Origin of the sequence: Streptomyces sp. NPDC006529 (genome assembly GCF_040611795.1) — a bacterium.
GTDB lineage: Bacteria > Actinomycetota > Actinomycetes > Streptomycetales > Streptomycetaceae > Streptomyces.
Window position 1 is genome coordinate 1 of record NZ_JBEXPB010000064.1, and the last position, 13,718, is coordinate 13,718.

The following is a 13,718-nucleotide window of genomic DNA, read 5'->3' on the forward strand; positions in this document are numbered from 1 at the left end:
CGAGAGCGGCACGCCGAGGCGCGCGTCGGCGGCGCGGGCCGCCAGGGTCTCGACGATCGCCCGGTCGGTGACCGTGATGTTGAGGAAGCCGGGTCGTTCACCACGTCCGTGTGGTTCATGTCGACGACCAGGACCTCGCTGGCCGAGTAGTGCTCGTGCACCCATGCGTCGTAGCCGGACCACAGCGTGCGGTAGTACTCGATGAGGCCCTCGTCCTGCTCGAACGCGCGGCCCCGCAGCCCGATGCGGTGCAGCACCGTCTCGAAGTCCGCCTTGAGGTACACCATGAGGTCGGGCGCCTTGCGGTAGGGCAGGCCGTCGATCTCCCGCATCATCTCGTCGAGCAGCCCCTCGTACACCCGCATTTCGAGCGAGCTGATCCGGCCGAGATCGTGGTTGACCTTGGCGAAGTACCAGTCCTCGTAGATGGACCGGTCGAGGACGTTGTGGCCCTGCTTGTACGCCTCCTTGATCGAGGCGAAGCGCGTCTGCAGGAAGTACAGCTGGAGCAGGAAGGGGTAGCGCTTGGCCTGGATCTCCTCGGGGCTCGACGTGTAGAAGAGCGGAAGGATCGGGTTGTCTTCCACGCTCTCGTAGAAGACCTCGCTGCCCAGCTCCTTGGCGAGCAGTTCGGCCACGGTCGTCTTGCCGATGCCGATCATTCCTCCGACGCAGATCACTGGCATACCTCACTTCTCCCTGGGCGTCCGCTGCTCGCGGGGCGGGCGGCAGGGCGCCCCGCACCACGGAGACGCGTGTCGGTGGTCAGTCGAATTCTCGAAACGTTCACGATCGGCGTCATGTGGTCCGCGCAGGACCGGGGCCCGGCGCGGGCCGTCCCCCTGGACGGTCGGACCACCGACCGTTCCGTGAGTGCCGTGCACGGTGACGAGTCACCGCCCCGAAGCCGCCATGAAGCATAAATGACGATCAGCCCCGCTCCGGCAGTGCGGCCGCGGCGTCGCGGACCCCCGGACCGGCCGGGCCGGGTGAGCCGCGTCTCACCCGGGCGATTCCACTTGTCTATGAAACGAGTTGCATACAAAGATCGCGGCATGGCGCTCGAACACGCGATCCTCGTCTCCCTGCTGGAGAAGCCCGGCTCCGGCTACGAGCTGGCCCGCCGCTTCGAGCGGTCCATCGGCTACTTCTGGACCGCCACCCACCAGCAGATCTACCGGGTGCTGGGGCGCATGGAGAGTGCCGGCCTCCTCGTCGTGCGCGTCGTGCCGCAGCAGGGCCGTCCCGACAAGAAGGAGTACGCGGTCACCGGCCCCGGCCGGACCGCCCTCTCCGCGTGGCTGCACGAACCGATCGAACCCGAGAGCCTCCGGCACGACCTGGCCGTGAAGATCCGCGGTGCGGCCTTCGACGACCCGGCCGCCCTCGTCCGCGAGGTCGAGAGGCACCGCGAGGTGCACGGCGCCCGGCTCGCCCACTACCTCGCCGGCGAGCTGCGCGACTTCACCGGGCCCGAGGCCCCGGCGCCCCTCGACACCGGCCAGGAACTCCAGCACGTCGTCCTGCGCGGCGGCATCGCGTTCGAACGGATGACGATCGCCTGGCTCGACGACGTGCTCGCCACCCTCCACCGCCTCGGCGCGTGACCCCCCGGCCCCCGGTGCCGGGACCGCTCGCCGAAGCCCCGCCCCTCCACCCCTTCACGGAAGGTGAACCTCCATGTCCGACCCGCTCCTCTTCAACCCGCGCACCTACGACCCGGCGCACTTCGACCCCGAGACCCGCAGGCTGCTGCGCGCCACCGTCGACTGGTTCGAGGAGCGCGGCAAGCGCAGGCTGATCGAGGACTACCGCTCCCGTGCGTGGCTGGCGGACTTCCTCGCCTTCTCCGCGAAGGAAGGCCTCTTCGCCACCTTCCTCACGCCCGCGGCCTCCGCCGCCGACGGCAACGCGGACCAGCGCTGGGACACCGCCCGGATCGCCGCCCTGAACGAGATCCTCGGGTTCTACGGGCTCGACTACTGGTACGCCTGGCAGGTCACCATCCTCGGCCTCGGCCCGGTCTGGCAGAGCGAGAACGCCGCCGCCCGCGACCGGGCGGCGGAACTCCTGGCCCAGGGGGAGGTGTTCGCGTTCGGCCTGTCCGAGAAGACGCACGGCGCGGACATCTACTCCACCGACATGCTGCTGGAGCCCGACGGCGACGGCGGCTTCCTGGCGAGCGGGTCCAAGTACTACATCGGCAACGGCAACGCCGCCGGACTCGTCTCCGTCTTCGGGCGCCGCACCGACGTCGAGGGGCCGGACGGGTACGTCTTCTTCGCCGCCGACAGCCGCCACCCGGCCTACCACCTGGTGCAGAACGTCGTCGACTCCTCGAAGTACGTCAGCGAGTTCCGGCTCGCGGACTACCCGGTGAGCGCCGCGGACGTCCTGCACACCGGCCGCGCCGCGTTCGACGCCGCCCTCAACACCGTCAACGTCGGCAAGTTCAACCTCTGCACCGCCTCGATCGGCATCTGCGAACACGCCATGTACGAGGCCGTCACCCACGCGCAGAACCGGATCCTCTACGGGCGCCCGGTCACCGCCTTCCCGCACGTGCGCCGCGAGCTGTCCGACGCCTACGTCCGCCTCGTCGGCATGAAGCTGTTCAGCGACCGCGCCGTCGACTACTTCCGGTCGGCAGGTCCGGACGACCGCCGCTACCTCCTCTTCAACCCGATGACGAAGATGAAGGTGACCACGGAGGGCGAGAAGGTCATCGACCTGATGTGGGACGTCATCGCCGCCAAGGGCTTCGAGAAGGACACCTACTTCGCCGAGGCGGCCGTCGAGATCCGGAGCCTGCCCAAACTGGAGGGCACGGTCCACGTCAACCTCGCGCTGATCCTCAAGTTCATGCGCAACCACCTGCTGACCCCGGCCGCCTACGAGCCCGTCGGGACCCGGCGCGACGCCGCCGACGACGCATTCCTCTTCCGGCAGGGGCCCGCCCGCGGCCTGGGATCCGTCCGCTTCCACGACTGGCGGCCCGCCTTCGACGCCTACGCCGAGGTGGCGAACGTCGCGCGCTTCCGTGAACAGGCCGACGCCCTCTGCGAGTTCGTCACCACGGCCGCCCCGGACGAGGAGCAGAGCCGCGACCTCGACCTGCTGCTCGCCGTCGGCCAGCTGTTCGCGCTCGTCGTCCACGGCCAGCTGATCCTGGAGCAGGCCCGCCTGACGGATCTGGACGGGGACGTGCTGGACGAGCTGTTCGCGGTCCTCGTACGGGACTTCTCGGCGCACGCCGTCGAGCTGCACGGCAAGGACTCCGCCACCCCCGCACAGCAGGCCTGGGCCCTGGGCGCGGTCCGGCGCCCGGTGACCGACGCGGCGCGCTCGGCGCGGGTGTGGGAGCGCGTGGAGGCGCTGGCCGGGGCGTACGAGATGGCCCCGTAAGAGGAGGCGCACGCCCCGCGGGGCCGCCCGGACGCCGGGCGGCCCCGCGCGGTTGCTACCGCTCCTTGCGCCAGAACAGGTGGTGCGCGACACCGCTCGGGCTGGGCACGACCTCCAGGTGGAACCGGTCGAGCAGCTCCTCGGGCGACTCCCAGAGCCGTACACCGGTCCCGAACTCCACCGGCGAGACCGCCACGTGCAGGGTGTCGACGAGGTCGGCGTCGAGGAACTCCCGGATCGTGCTCGCCCCGCCGCCCAGGCGGACGTCCTTGCCCCCCGCCGCCTCCCGGGCCTGCTCCAGGACCGTGGCCGGGTCCGCGTCGACGAAGTGGAACGTGGTGTCCGACAGGGTGAACGAGGGACGCACGTGGTGGGTCAGGACGAAGACCGGCGTGTGGAACGGCGGTTCGTCCCCCCACCAGCCCTGCCATTCGAGATCCTGCCAGGGCCCGCGCTGCGGCCCGAACTTGTTGCGCCCCATGATCTCGGCGCCGATGTTGTGCGCGAAGTCCCGCGTGAGGTAGTCGTCAATGCCCCGGCTCCCGCCCGGAGCGGTCCGCATGGGCCAGCTCGCCGTGGCCCCGGCCCAGGCGAACAGCCGCCCGGGATCGACGTGCCCGAACGGCCGTTCAAGGGTCTGATCGTGCCCGGCCCCGATCCCGTCCCGCGAGACGTTGAAGTTCTGAACTCTCAGCAGCTGAACCACGTGTTCCTCCAGCGATGGGCGACAACGGGAAAGAGACTCACCGCACGGCGAAAACTCATCGCCGTGTCCTGCCGGAGGGGGCGGCCCGTGGCGTCGGCTCCTCGGGAAGTGAGTACGGTCTGTTCATGCAGAACTTGGGACTGGAGCAGCGGGGGCACGTCCTCCTCATAGCGGGGGGTACGGCCGTGCGCCGGCGGGCGGTGCAGGTGGCGCCGAGTGCCAATCTGGCCGCGCTGGGAGTGGTTCCGGCCGCGGCGCTCCTGAACAGCGGCCTGTCCTGCGACACGACCTACCTCGACGGGGCCCGGGATCCGAATCTGGTTCTGACGCGGCTGCGCACGGCCGCCGCCACGCCGGGGCCGCTGCTGGTCTACCTGTCGGGGCGGCTCACCCTCGACCGCCGGGGCCGCCGGCTGCACCTGGCCCTGGCCGGCACGACGTCCGGGTCCGTGCGCTACACGGCGCTGCCCTGGGAGTGGCTGGGCACCGAACTGCGGGAGCGCCCGGCCGGGCTGACGACGGTGCTCCTCGACCTGGTCGCCGACAAAGCGGCGTGGCCGGTGCTCCAGGAGTACGGCAGCCTGCCCTCCTCTCCCTCGGCCGAGGTGTACGGCGTCGTGTCCCCGCCCGGCTTCACCGGTGGCGGGAACACCGTCAGCAGCTACACCCGGTGCTGGATCGACCAGCTCGCCGGCAGCCCGGGCCGCCCGGGCAACCTGCAGCTGCACGCTCTCGCCGTGGGCGCGGCGGCGCTGCCTCCCGGCACCCTGGTCCTGCCCACCGCTCGAGAACTCGCCGCACCGCCGGGCCCGTCGCCCGCGGCCGTCGGCCCGTTCGGCCCCCTCGCCGGTTCCGAGGGCTCGCGCCCGGACCCCGGCCCGGGCCGGTCCGCCGCCGTTCCGGCCGAGCCCGAGTCCGATTCCGTGTCCCAGTCCGTGTCCGAGCCGACGGCTCCGGCCGCGCCCGGTCGGGGAGCAGTAATCCCGGCGGGGTCCGAGCCCGAGAGCGGGGCCGCGCGGGATCCGCGGCCGCACATCCACGCTCTGGCCTCCGCCGGCCGGCACACCGAGGCCGCGGCGCTGGCGGAGGCGTGGGAGCAGTACGTCCTCCAGCACGCGGGCTACGGCTCCCCGGAGGCGACCGCCTGGCTGGAGATCCGGGCCGACCTCGCCAGAATGGCGGGCACTTTCGGGCCGGCGACCCAGCTGTGGACGAGAGCAGGCCTGATCCGGCTGGCCAGTCAGTCCTCCGACGCCCCCGAAGTGCACGCGGCGGCGGCCGGCGCCCTCTACTGCTGGACCCAGCTCAGGGATCCGGCAACGGCCATCGGCACCGCGCCGGAACTGATCCGCCTGCTGCGCGCGCTGCCGTCGCTCGACTCCCGGCACATCACCCTGGCCCAGCAGCGGCTGGAGTTCCTTCACCGCGCGCCGAGCCGCCCGTGAAGGCCCGCGTTCACCGGCCCTCACCCGCGTCCCCGGGCCGGTCCGGCGCGGCGCCGAAATCGGGGAGGACCAGGGATCCGTCCTCGGCCAGCGTGAAGCCCGGGTTGTGGGCGACCTCCCAGGGGTGCCCGTCGGGGTCGGTGAAGGCGCCGGAGTAGAAGCCGATGGCGTTGACGGCGGCCGGCTTGGTGACGGCGCCGCCCGCCGCCCCGACAGCGGCGAGCAGCCCGTCCACCTCGGCCCGCGAGCGCACGTTGTGGGCCAGGACGATGCCGCCGAACCCGCCCCCCGGCGCCCCGACCGCCCCCGGCGGTCCGCCCTGCCCCGGCGGTCCGGGCTCCGCCGCCGCTCCGGGCGGCAGGCCGCAGTCCGCCGCCAGGAGGTCCCGGTCCCACAGCACCACGGCCAGCCCGCCGGCCTGGAAGAACACGGTCCGCTCCACTTCCTGCCCCCGCCAGCCCAGCGCCTCGTAGAAGCGCCGGGCGCGGTCGAGGTCGTGGACGCCCAGCGTGACGAGACTGATGCGCTGTTCCATGGCGATGCGCTGTTCCATGGGGCCACGGTAGGGGGCCGCCCGCCGCGAAACTGCCTGCCGCTCCGAGCGCGTCGAGGGCGCGGCGGAGATCACCCTCCGAGCGTCTCCGCCATGCGGTCCAGGTCGGCGAGCAGGGTGGCGAGCCGTTTCGGTGGCACGGCATCCGTCAGCTGCCCGTCGATGGCGTAGACGGCGGCGCGCGCCGCGGCGAGACGGCGGTGGCCCTCCTCGGTCAGGTGGGCGGGCAGGGCGCGGCCGTGGTCGGCGGTGGTCGCGCGCACGATCAGGCCGTCCTCCTGGAGGCCGCGCAGGACGACGTTCATGGACTGCCGGGTGACGAAGGTGCCGCGGGCCAGTTCGGCGTTGGAGAGCCCGGGCTGCTGGTCGAGCAGTTCCAGACAGGCGTACTGCGGCACGGTCAGCCCGTACGCGCGCAGCGCCCTGTCCATCGCCCCGCGCAGCGCGGCCGCCGCGCGCTTGAGGCGGTAGCCGAGCCGCTCGGTCACGTCGGTGGGCGGGGTCGGGTCGGTCGTAGTCCCATCACTCATGTCAGGAGTTTGACATAGCTCAGCGCCGACGCCTACCGTCGCCGATGTCAAAGTCCTGACATCGAAACCCACCTGGGAGCACGCCATGACCGCCACCACGCCCGCCGCCGTTACCGTCTCCGGACCCGATTTCATCGCCCTGCAGGTGCGTGACGTCGAGGCGGCCGCCGCCTTCTTCGAGACGCTGCTCGGGCTGCGCCGGGCCCCCGCCTCGCCCCCCGGCGCCGTCGTCTTCACGACCGAGCCGATCGCGTTCGCCGTCCGCGAACCCCTGCCGGGCGTCGATCTCGACAGCGTGCAACGGCCCGGCCTCGGCGTCGCCCTGTGGTTCAAGACCAGCGACGCCGAGGCCCTCCACGACCGGCTGCGGGCCGCCGGGACGGCCATCGTGAAGGCCCCGGAGAAGGGCCCGTTCGGCACGATGTTCACCTTCCTCGGCCCCGAGGGGTACGCCCTCACCGCCCACGGGGGCTAAAGGGGCGTCTGATGGATCTCCCTGCTCACGCGGGGCCGCCCGCTACGAGCCGACCGAAGACGGCACTCACCGTCTTGCCGCCGCCGGGCCCCCGTGTGACGCGCGTGGTCCGGGCGAGGCGGTTGACCATGGGCCACCCGAAGCCGCCCGTGCCGCCGTTCAGGTCAGGGGTGCGCATGCGCGGGGGGCGGCGGCTGCCGTCATGCACGGCGACTTCGATGGTGTCCGGGTGGGCGGTGAGGCTGAGGGTGCAGGCGCCCTCCCCGTGGCGCAGGGCGTTGGTGACGAGTTCCGACACCACCAGCACCACGCTCTCGGCGACCAGCTGCGGAACCGGCGGCAGGAGGCGTTCGAGAAACCTCAGGGCGCGCTCGCGGGCGCCGGCGACCGAGATCGTCGAACGGTCCGTTGCGACATCCAAACTCATCGTCTCCATGCAGGTCACCTCGTCCGTCGATCCTCCGTGTCCGGCCTTCTCTGCGCAGCTCTTGTACCCGGTCCGCGCCGCCCTACCCGGAGCCTGTTGCAGCCGGACCCGGTCCGCGGGGCCGGTTGCGCCGATTACCTTGTGCTTCAACACGCAAAAATCTGTTGTGGGTGGAGTAGACATTGATCCGTGACCTGGTTAGGGTTTCTCCCGTCGGACGGATTCGGCCGGAGCGGTGACGCAAGGTCGGCGCCGCACCGGCACCGACGCATGGACAGACGGTGTAGCAGTTGCTTCGGGGCCCTGGAGCCGTACGGCGCCAGGGCCCCTCCACGCGGGAGCTCAACGGAGGAAGGAGCGTCGATGGAACAGCAGGTGACCGTGCTGCCGGACGAGGGCGGCGTACGCGTCATCGTGTGCGAGGGGGAGTTCGACCAGGACACCCTGCGCCCCCTCAAAGCCGCCGGCGCAGAGGCGGCCGCAGATCCGGGGCTGCGCCGGATCGTCCTGGACGTCAGCAAGATCGCCTTCGGGGACTCCTCCCTGCTCAACGCGATGCTCATGCTGCTGCGCTCCGGTCGCCTGGTGCTGGCCGGACCGGTTCCGGGGCAGCTGGACCGGCTACTGGAGATCACGCAGTCCCGTCCCTTGTTCACGACCGCCGACAGCATCGAGGCGGCCCGCGCCCTGTGACCTCGGCGCCCGCACCGTGCCGCCGTGCGCCCCCCCGCCCCGCCCCGCACGATCCGACACAATCCGACGCGTCCCGTCAGGCCTTGTAGTGCCGGCACAGCCGCATGAACAGGTCCAGGTTGACGATGTTGTCCATGGACGAGCTGTCCACGGTCGTGCGCTTCTGTGATCCGTTGAAGATCAGCGTGCCGCTGAAGGAGGAGATCTCGGTGATGTCCGACCAGGGGGCGGAGTGCTTGCGGCCCGTGAGGACGTGCCGGTCGAGCGTGTAGGCGCCGAAGTCCACCGTCTCGCCGCGTTCGACGGCGCCGAGGACCTTCGGCAGCTGCGCCCGGGTGACGGCCTGCACGATGTGCTCCCCCCACACGTCGGGCCACAGGAAGAGAGCGCCCTGGACCACCGAGGTGATGCCCAGGAACCGCTTCTCCTCCTTGAGGAACACCCGGGTGCCCGGGCCGATGTTCACCGCCGAGCCGTGCGGGTCGATGAGGGTGTACCGGGCGTCCCAGGGGACGCCGTTGCGGGTGCTCAGGTACCGCAGGACGCGTACCGTCTCCCAGTCGTAGGCGGCCCGGAAGCCCTGGGGGCCCGTCACGACCACGCCGTTCGCGTACAGGTAGAGCCGCGAGGCGTTGTGCTTCGTGAAGAGCCGGCTCTGGTTCATCCGGAACGTCTGCGACCACGGCCCGAGGCCGTGCTCGGCCGCCAGCGCGGCGGCCTCGTCGGTCGGTTGCTCGCGCGTGTCCGTCTCTTTCATGTCTTCTCCAGACCCTTGCCCGCCGACGCGTTGTCGGAGCGGCGCGTCCGGGAGGCCGGAAGGGCGACGGCCCGGACGTCCCGATGCTGGCGCCCGGACCGGGCGGCGGACAGGCCACGCCACCGGCCATGCGTGACCGGTGGGTGGGGGCCGCTGGATGCGGGGCCGTTCCCCGACGTCCGTCAGGAAGAGCCGTGCGCGGGCGGTGTGAAGGTGGCCGGTGCGAAGTCCCGGTGCCGGCCGCGGAACGCGCGCCCGAGGTGGTGCTGCAAGCGGACGTGGCGGAACTGGTACACCGCTCCGGTCTGGCGCAGCACCCCCCGCCGGTAGGCGTCGTCGAGGAACGCCGCGGGGTTCCACGGGAGCCGCCCGGTCAGCGGTAGCCAGACGCGCGCCAGCACGATCCACTGTCCCCACGCCGTGAAGGCGAGCACGTACGACGCCGCGCCCCCCAGGCCGCCGACCGCGCCGATGAAGAGCCCGTCCCTCACTCCCCAGTTCAGGGGGCCCATCGTGCCCCGGAGCAGGTCGACGATCAGGGAGCCGCCGAGGGCGATGGCCAGGGTGAGCGCCGGAGCCAGGATGAGGAACTGCCGCCCGGCGGTCGCACGGTTCGAGGACAGCAGGCTGAACGGAGTGGCAGCCGCGGTGACGTCCACGGGCACTTCGAGCGTGGCCATGAGGCCGAACACGAGCCCCCCGGCCGCGCCGAAGATCATCCCGAAGATCAGCATGTTGATCAGGGTGCCCTCGACCACGTTCGGGTCGATGACGGACGTCCCGGCCGCCAGCGAGCGTCCGAGGGTGAGGGCGCAGGCGCAGCCGATGCCCATGACGGTGCCCCCGGTCAGCCCGTGCGCGAAGCGGACGGCGAAGGTGCGCAAGGGGCGGCGGCCGATACCGCGGTGCGCGGCGAACAGCGTCAGCCGGATGGGGGCCGGTTCGAAGGCCGCCCCGCCGCCGGATCTGTCCGCCAGCGCGTAGACGGCCCCGAAGGCGAGGCCCGCGGCAAGCCCCATGAGGCCGCCCTGGAGCAGCAGCTCACCGAAAGGGAGCGGGGTGAGCACCAGGCCGACCAGCCAGTCGCTCAGGGTGATGCTCACGACGGTGGCCAGGATGATGGCCACGGTGCGCGTCGCACGCGGCAGCGAGTCGCCGAGCTGCCACCACGCGAGGTCCTGGCGCTCGCGGTCGAGGCGGACCAGGTGGTGGGCGAGGTAGCCGAGCAGGCGTTCGGCCCGGTCCGGGTCCGCGTAGGGGGCCCCGGGCCGCCGGCCGGCCGCGTCCCGCTCGGGCGGCCGCCGCCGGTAGACGGCGGGCACGAACCCGGCCAGCAGGTGCTCGTCCAGGCTCTTCACCGTGGGGAACCGGGCGGCGTCCAACAGCTCGGCGGGGTCCCGCTCCGGCGACTCGCTGTACAGGGTGCGGGCGAGGATGATCATGAGTGGGGTGGTCAGCACCGCCGCGAGGTTCCGCTCGGCCGGGCCCGGGCACGTGCGCAGTGCGGTGAGGACCGGGTCCCAGGCCGAGCCGCGCCCGGCGCTGCCGGGGGCCCCGCCCGGGTCGGCCGGCACGGTACGGGTGGTGCGGGGCAGGTAGTCGGCGAGGTCGTCGGGGGTGAGGTCGGCCAGCTCGATCCCCCCGGCCCAGACGAGCGGGGCGTTGGCCGCCCGGACGGCTTCGGCGTACTCGTCGCGCCGACTGGTGAGGACGAGCGGGGTGGCGGTCGCGTTGAGCGCCTCCAGGGCCTCGCGCCGCAAGCCTTCCGCCATCTCGTCGAACCCGTCGAGGACCGGCAGGATCAGATCGGCGTCGATCAGCGCGGCGGCCAGGGCCGCGCCGCCCGCGCTGCGGCGCGCCAGGTGCGGGTGGTCGCGCAGCAGTCGGCCGATCAGCCAGTCCCGCAGGGCGGTGGTCGAGGGGTCCCAGGAGCCGATGCTGAAGATGACCGGCACGCGGCGGGGCGGGGCGGGGGTTTCCAGCAGGTCCAGCAGGTCAAGGACGAGCCTGATCGTGAGGACGGACTTCCCCGATCCGGCCCGGCCGAGGACCACCAGCCGTCCGGAGGGGATCCTCAGGTAGACCTCGGCCGTCTCGCGCAGATCGCCGCCCAGGTCCACCTCCCGCGGAGTCCCGCCCGGCCCGAGGCGCTGGATGTTCTCCGCGCTGTCCGTCAGGTCGGCGGGCGCGGGCGTCCACCGGACGGGCAGCGGGAACGGGTCGTGGACGCGGCGCTGCGTCTCCTCGTGGCGCCAGCGGCGCCGGACCTCCATCGCCAGCTCGCGCGCGGCGTCGGCGAGCGCGGCCTGGACGGGCGCCGCGTGGACGGGCTGCCGGGCCGGCGGCCCGGCAGCGGTCTGCGCCGGGGCGGGCCCGGACACCGACCGCACGGATTCGTGGGTGTCGCCACCGTCACTGCCATCACCACTGCCATCGCCTCCACCAGCACCCCCGTCGCCGCCATCGCCGCCGCCCGGCCCGGAGCCGGCGAGAGCCGCCGCGAGCCGCAGACGGTCGGCTTCGCCCAGGCCCAGCGCGTCCGCGAGCAGATTGATCGTGCCCATCCGGTGGTTCGTCGATCCGCCGCTCTCCAGCCGGCGAATGGTGCGCTCGCTGACCCCGGAGCGCTCGGCCACCTGCTCCTGCGTCAGGTGCGCGGCGTCGCGCAGCGTGCGGAGTAACGCACCGAGCTCCTCGGCCATCCCGCCCCTCCCTTGATCCATCCGTGTGAACGGCGGTGAGCCTACCCGTGGCCGCCGGTCACCAATGGCCGGGCTCCTGACCTGTACGACGACGACCGCCGAGCACATCGTCGGGTGGGTCCCCGCTACGGACCGAGAGGAAGGAGCCGACGTGGCCAACCGCTTCTGGTGCGGTGAATGCACCTTCAAGACGCCCTGGGTCGACGAGCCCGAAGGGCTGCGCCGGCAGATCGAGCACTACGCCCGCAAACACCCCGGGACGACCCCGGGCGGCCAGGTCGAGACCCGCAGGGGCGGCCGCCCGGGCCCGCGCACAGCGGGCCTGCTCCTGGCGGGCGGGGTCCTCGTCGCGGCCGCCGTGGTGGCCGCGTGGCCCCGCTGAACGCCCGGCTCCCGCCCCTTCCTCACCTCGCGCAACGCCGTGCAAGAACCACGGCGCGACCACCACACCGTCCATGCCCAGGAGGCTGCTCCATGTCGTACCCGCCCGCCCCGTACCGCCCCGACGGCCCGTCCGGCCCCACCGCCCGGCGGCGCCCCGCCACCGCCACCGCAGCCGGCGTGCTCGCCATCGCGTGTGGCCTGGTGGTGGCGGGCGCCGGAGCGGCCGGGATGGTCTGGGGGATCGTCGCGTTCGGCGAGGTGGGGTGGCTCGTCTTCCTCTGCGCGTTCGTCCTGCCGCTCGGCGTCGCGATCCTGCGCAACGGGGCCCGGCTGCTCTCCGGTGACTCCGAGGCGGGTTCCCGGCTGAATCAGCTGCTCGGGATCCCGGCGAGCCTGTCCTTCATCGCGATCGGGAACATGGTGGTCCAAGCGGACTTGGCGCGCAGCGAGGCGCAGCACCAGCTGGCGGGCTTCATCACGGCCTTCGTGCTGGCGGCTGCCGCGATGGCGCTGGCCGAGGCGCGGCCCACCAAGGCGTACCTCGGCTCGCTCTGACGCCCCCGTCCGGCGGCCGGGGATTGTCCGGCGCCCGACCGGGCAGGCGCACCGGGCGGAGCACAGGAAGCGAAGGGACCGCCGCCCCCGGCGGACCCGTCACCCGCCCGCCGGTCCCGGTCGCACCCGCACCGGCACGCAGCACGCACCCACGTACGCACGTACGCACGTACGGGAGGTACCCGTGAGGACGCCGAGACCCGCCCACCCGCTCAGCGGCCGCACCGTCGTGGTGACCGGCGCGGCCAGGGGGGTGGGGGAGGCCGTGGCCCGGGCCCTCGATGCCCGCGGCGCACACCTCGCCCTGCTGGGCCTGGAGGGGCCGCGGCTGCGCACGGTCACCGGCTCACTGCGCGGGGAGGCCGCCTGCTGGGAGGTCGACGTGACCGACGACGAAGCCATGGCCGAGACCGCGCGCGAGGTACGGGCCCGGCTCGGCCCGGTGTCCGCGGTGGTCGCCAACGCGGGCATCGCGGAAGGTGGCCCCTTCGCCGACTCCGATCCGGCGCTGTGGCGCCGCGTCGTGGAGGTCAACCTCATCGGCAGCGCCACGACGGCCCGCTGCTTCCTGCCCGACGTCCTGCGCACCCGCGGCTACTACCTCCAGGTCGCCTCCCTGGCCGCCATGGGGGCCTCGCCCTTCATGAGCGCCTACTGCGCCTCCAAGGCCGGCGTCGAGTCCTTCGCGCACGCGCTGCGCGCGGAACTCGCCCACCGGGGCGTGGCCGTCGGCATCGCCTACCTCAACTGGACCGACACCGACATGATCCGGGACGCCGACCGGCACACCGTCCTGCGCGAGCTGCGCGCCCACATGCCGCCGCCCGCCCGCAAGGTCTACCCGGCCGCACAGGTCGCGGAGCACCTGGCCGATGCCGTGGAACGGCGCAGACCGTCCGTCTACGTGCCCGCCTGGCTGCGCGCCGTCCAGCCGGTCCGGTCCTTCCTGCCGCCCCTCGTCACACGCGTCGCCGGCTTCGAACTGCCGCGCCTGGAGCGCGCGGCGGCCTTCGAGGAAACGGGCCCACTGGGCGCCGGGGGCCGCGCGGACACGGCGTTCCGCGCGGCCGGCTGACGGCCCGCGGG

15 protein-coding genes are annotated in these 13,718 nt (G+C 72.8%); 8 read left to right on the plus strand and 7 right to left on the minus strand.

What is annotated here, in order from left to right:
- Positions 1-686: deoxynucleoside kinase (locus ABZY31_RS28775; RefSeq protein ID WP_356415983.1), on the minus strand; the 686-nt coding region annotated here is incomplete at its 3' end.
- Positions 687-1,055: 369 nt separating this feature from the next.
- Here ABZY31_RS28775 and ABZY31_RS28780 point away from each other — a divergent pair.
- Both ABZY31_RS28780 and ABZY31_RS28785 read left to right on the plus strand, forming a co-directional pair.
- Positions 1,056-1,607 carry a PadR family transcriptional regulator gene (locus ABZY31_RS28780; RefSeq protein WP_356415986.1) on the plus strand — a complete coding sequence of 184 codons (552 nt, stop codon included), beginning with the start codon at positions 1,056-1,058 and terminating at the stop codon, positions 1,605-1,607.
- Between the two features lie 73 nt (positions 1,608-1,680).
- Entirely contained in the window at positions 1,681-3,405 is a 1,725-nt protein-coding gene (locus tag ABZY31_RS28785) for an acyl-CoA dehydrogenase family protein (protein WP_356415989.1), read from the plus strand.
- Positions 3,406-3,460: 55 nt separating this feature from the next.
- Here ABZY31_RS28785 and ABZY31_RS28790 read toward each other — a convergent pair whose 3' ends face one another.
- On the minus strand, positions 3,461-4,111 hold the full coding sequence (locus tag ABZY31_RS28790; protein WP_356415992.1) for a dihydrofolate reductase family protein: 651 nt from the start codon (positions 4,109-4,111) through the stop codon (positions 3,461-3,463).
- A gap of 125 nt (positions 4,112-4,236) precedes the next feature.
- On the opposite strand from ABZY31_RS28790, the gene ABZY31_RS28795 reads away from it, so the two are divergent.
- Positions 4,237-5,556: a hypothetical protein gene (locus ABZY31_RS28795; RefSeq protein ID WP_356415995.1), complete on the plus strand. Its 1,320-nt coding sequence runs from the start codon at positions 4,237-4,239 to the stop codon at positions 5,554-5,556.
- Between the two features lie 10 nt (positions 5,557-5,566).
- Here ABZY31_RS28795 and ABZY31_RS28800 read toward each other — a convergent pair whose 3' ends face one another.
- The gene (locus ABZY31_RS28800; RefSeq protein ID WP_356416070.1) at positions 5,567-6,091 is read right to left on the minus strand and encodes a VOC family protein; all 525 of its coding nucleotides are present in this window, start codon (positions 6,089-6,091) and stop codon (positions 5,567-5,569) included.
- 89 nt (positions 6,092-6,180) lie between these two features.
- The gene (locus ABZY31_RS28805) at positions 6,181-6,639 is read right to left on the minus strand and encodes a MarR family transcriptional regulator (protein WP_356415998.1); all 459 of its coding nucleotides are present in this window, start codon (positions 6,637-6,639) and stop codon (positions 6,181-6,183) included.
- 85 nt (positions 6,640-6,724) lie between these two features.
- Here ABZY31_RS28805 and ABZY31_RS28810 point away from each other — a divergent pair, with 85 nt between their 5' ends.
- On the plus strand, positions 6,725-7,114 hold the full coding sequence (locus tag ABZY31_RS28810; protein ID WP_356416001.1) for a VOC family protein: 390 nt from the start codon (positions 6,725-6,727) through the stop codon (positions 7,112-7,114).
- Positions 7,115-7,139: 25 nt separating this feature from the next.
- On the opposite strand, the gene ABZY31_RS28815 is transcribed toward ABZY31_RS28810, so the two are convergent.
- Entirely contained in the window at positions 7,140-7,550 is a 411-nt protein-coding gene (locus ABZY31_RS28815) for an ATP-binding protein (RefSeq protein WP_356416003.1), read from the minus strand.
- A 354-nt stretch (positions 7,551-7,904) separates the two neighbouring features.
- Here ABZY31_RS28815 and ABZY31_RS28820 point away from each other — a divergent pair, with 354 nt between their 5' ends.
- Positions 7,905-8,234: an STAS domain-containing protein gene (locus tag ABZY31_RS28820; protein WP_356416006.1), complete on the plus strand. Its 330-nt coding sequence runs from the start codon at positions 7,905-7,907 to the stop codon at positions 8,232-8,234.
- Between the two features lie 76 nt (positions 8,235-8,310).
- On the opposite strand, the gene ABZY31_RS28825 is transcribed toward ABZY31_RS28820, so the two are convergent.
- Both ABZY31_RS28825 and ABZY31_RS28830 read right to left on the minus strand, forming a co-directional pair.
- Positions 8,311-8,991: a DUF6585 family protein gene (locus ABZY31_RS28825; RefSeq protein WP_356416009.1), complete on the minus strand. Its 681-nt coding sequence runs from the start codon at positions 8,989-8,991 to the stop codon at positions 8,311-8,313.
- Positions 8,992-9,173: 182 nt separating this feature from the next.
- Entirely contained in the window at positions 9,174-11,693 is a 2,520-nt protein-coding gene (locus ABZY31_RS28830; protein WP_356416012.1) for a helix-turn-helix transcriptional regulator, read from the minus strand.
- Between the two features lie 151 nt (positions 11,694-11,844).
- On the opposite strand from ABZY31_RS28830, the gene ABZY31_RS28835 reads away from it, so the two are divergent.
- The 3 genes from ABZY31_RS28835 to ABZY31_RS28845 all read left to right on the plus strand — a co-directional run bounded on the left by ABZY31_RS28835 (position 11,845) and on the right by ABZY31_RS28845 (position 13,707).
- Positions 11,845-12,075 (plus strand): hypothetical protein, encoded by a 231-nt coding sequence (locus ABZY31_RS28835; protein WP_356416015.1) that lies wholly within the window; start codon positions 11,845-11,847, stop codon positions 12,073-12,075.
- A gap of 92 nt (positions 12,076-12,167) precedes the next feature.
- Positions 12,168-12,632: a hypothetical protein gene (locus ABZY31_RS28840; protein WP_356416018.1), complete on the plus strand. Its 465-nt coding sequence runs from the start codon at positions 12,168-12,170 to the stop codon at positions 12,630-12,632.
- Between the two features lie 184 nt (positions 12,633-12,816).
- Positions 12,817-13,707: an SDR family oxidoreductase gene (locus ABZY31_RS28845; RefSeq protein ID WP_356416021.1), complete on the plus strand. Its 891-nt coding sequence runs from the start codon at positions 12,817-12,819 to the stop codon at positions 13,705-13,707.
- Positions 13,708-13,718 lie beyond the last annotated feature (11 nt).

Bases quoted from the DNA above. Each gene is read 5' to 3' on its own strand.
- ABZY31_RS28820 (WP_356416006.1), top strand. From the start codon at position 7,905: ATGGAACAGCAGGTGACCGTGCTGCCGGACGAGGGCGGCGTACGCGTC.
- ABZY31_RS28785 (WP_356415989.1), top strand. From the start codon at position 1,681: ATGTCCGACCCGCTCCTCTTCAACCCGCGCACCTACGACCCGGCGCAC.
- ABZY31_RS28805 (WP_356415998.1), bottom strand. From the start codon at position 6,639: ATGAGTGATGGGACTACGACCGACCCGACCCCGCCCACCGACGTGACC.
- ABZY31_RS28840 (WP_356416018.1), top strand. From the start codon at position 12,168: ATGTCGTACCCGCCCGCCCCGTACCGCCCCGACGGCCCGTCCGGCCCC.
- ABZY31_RS28800 (WP_356416070.1), bottom strand. From the start codon at position 6,091: ATGGAACAGCGCATCAGTCTCGTCACGCTGGGCGTCCACGACCTCGAC.
- ABZY31_RS28780 (WP_356415986.1), top strand. From the start codon at position 1,056: ATGGCGCTCGAACACGCGATCCTCGTCTCCCTGCTGGAGAAGCCCGGC.
- ABZY31_RS28815 (WP_356416003.1), bottom strand. From the start codon at position 7,550: ATGGAGACGATGAGTTTGGATGTCGCAACGGACCGTTCGACGATCTCG.
- ABZY31_RS28830 (WP_356416012.1), bottom strand. From the start codon at position 11,693: ATGGCCGAGGAGCTCGGTGCGTTACTCCGCACGCTGCGCGACGCCGCG.
- ABZY31_RS28825 (WP_356416009.1), bottom strand. From the start codon at position 8,991: ATGAAAGAGACGGACACGCGCGAGCAACCGACCGACGAGGCCGCCGCG.
- ABZY31_RS28795 (WP_356415995.1), top strand. From the start codon at position 4,237: ATGCAGAACTTGGGACTGGAGCAGCGGGGGCACGTCCTCCTCATAGCG.
- ABZY31_RS28810 (WP_356416001.1), top strand. From the start codon at position 6,725: ATGACCGCCACCACGCCCGCCGCCGTTACCGTCTCCGGACCCGATTTC.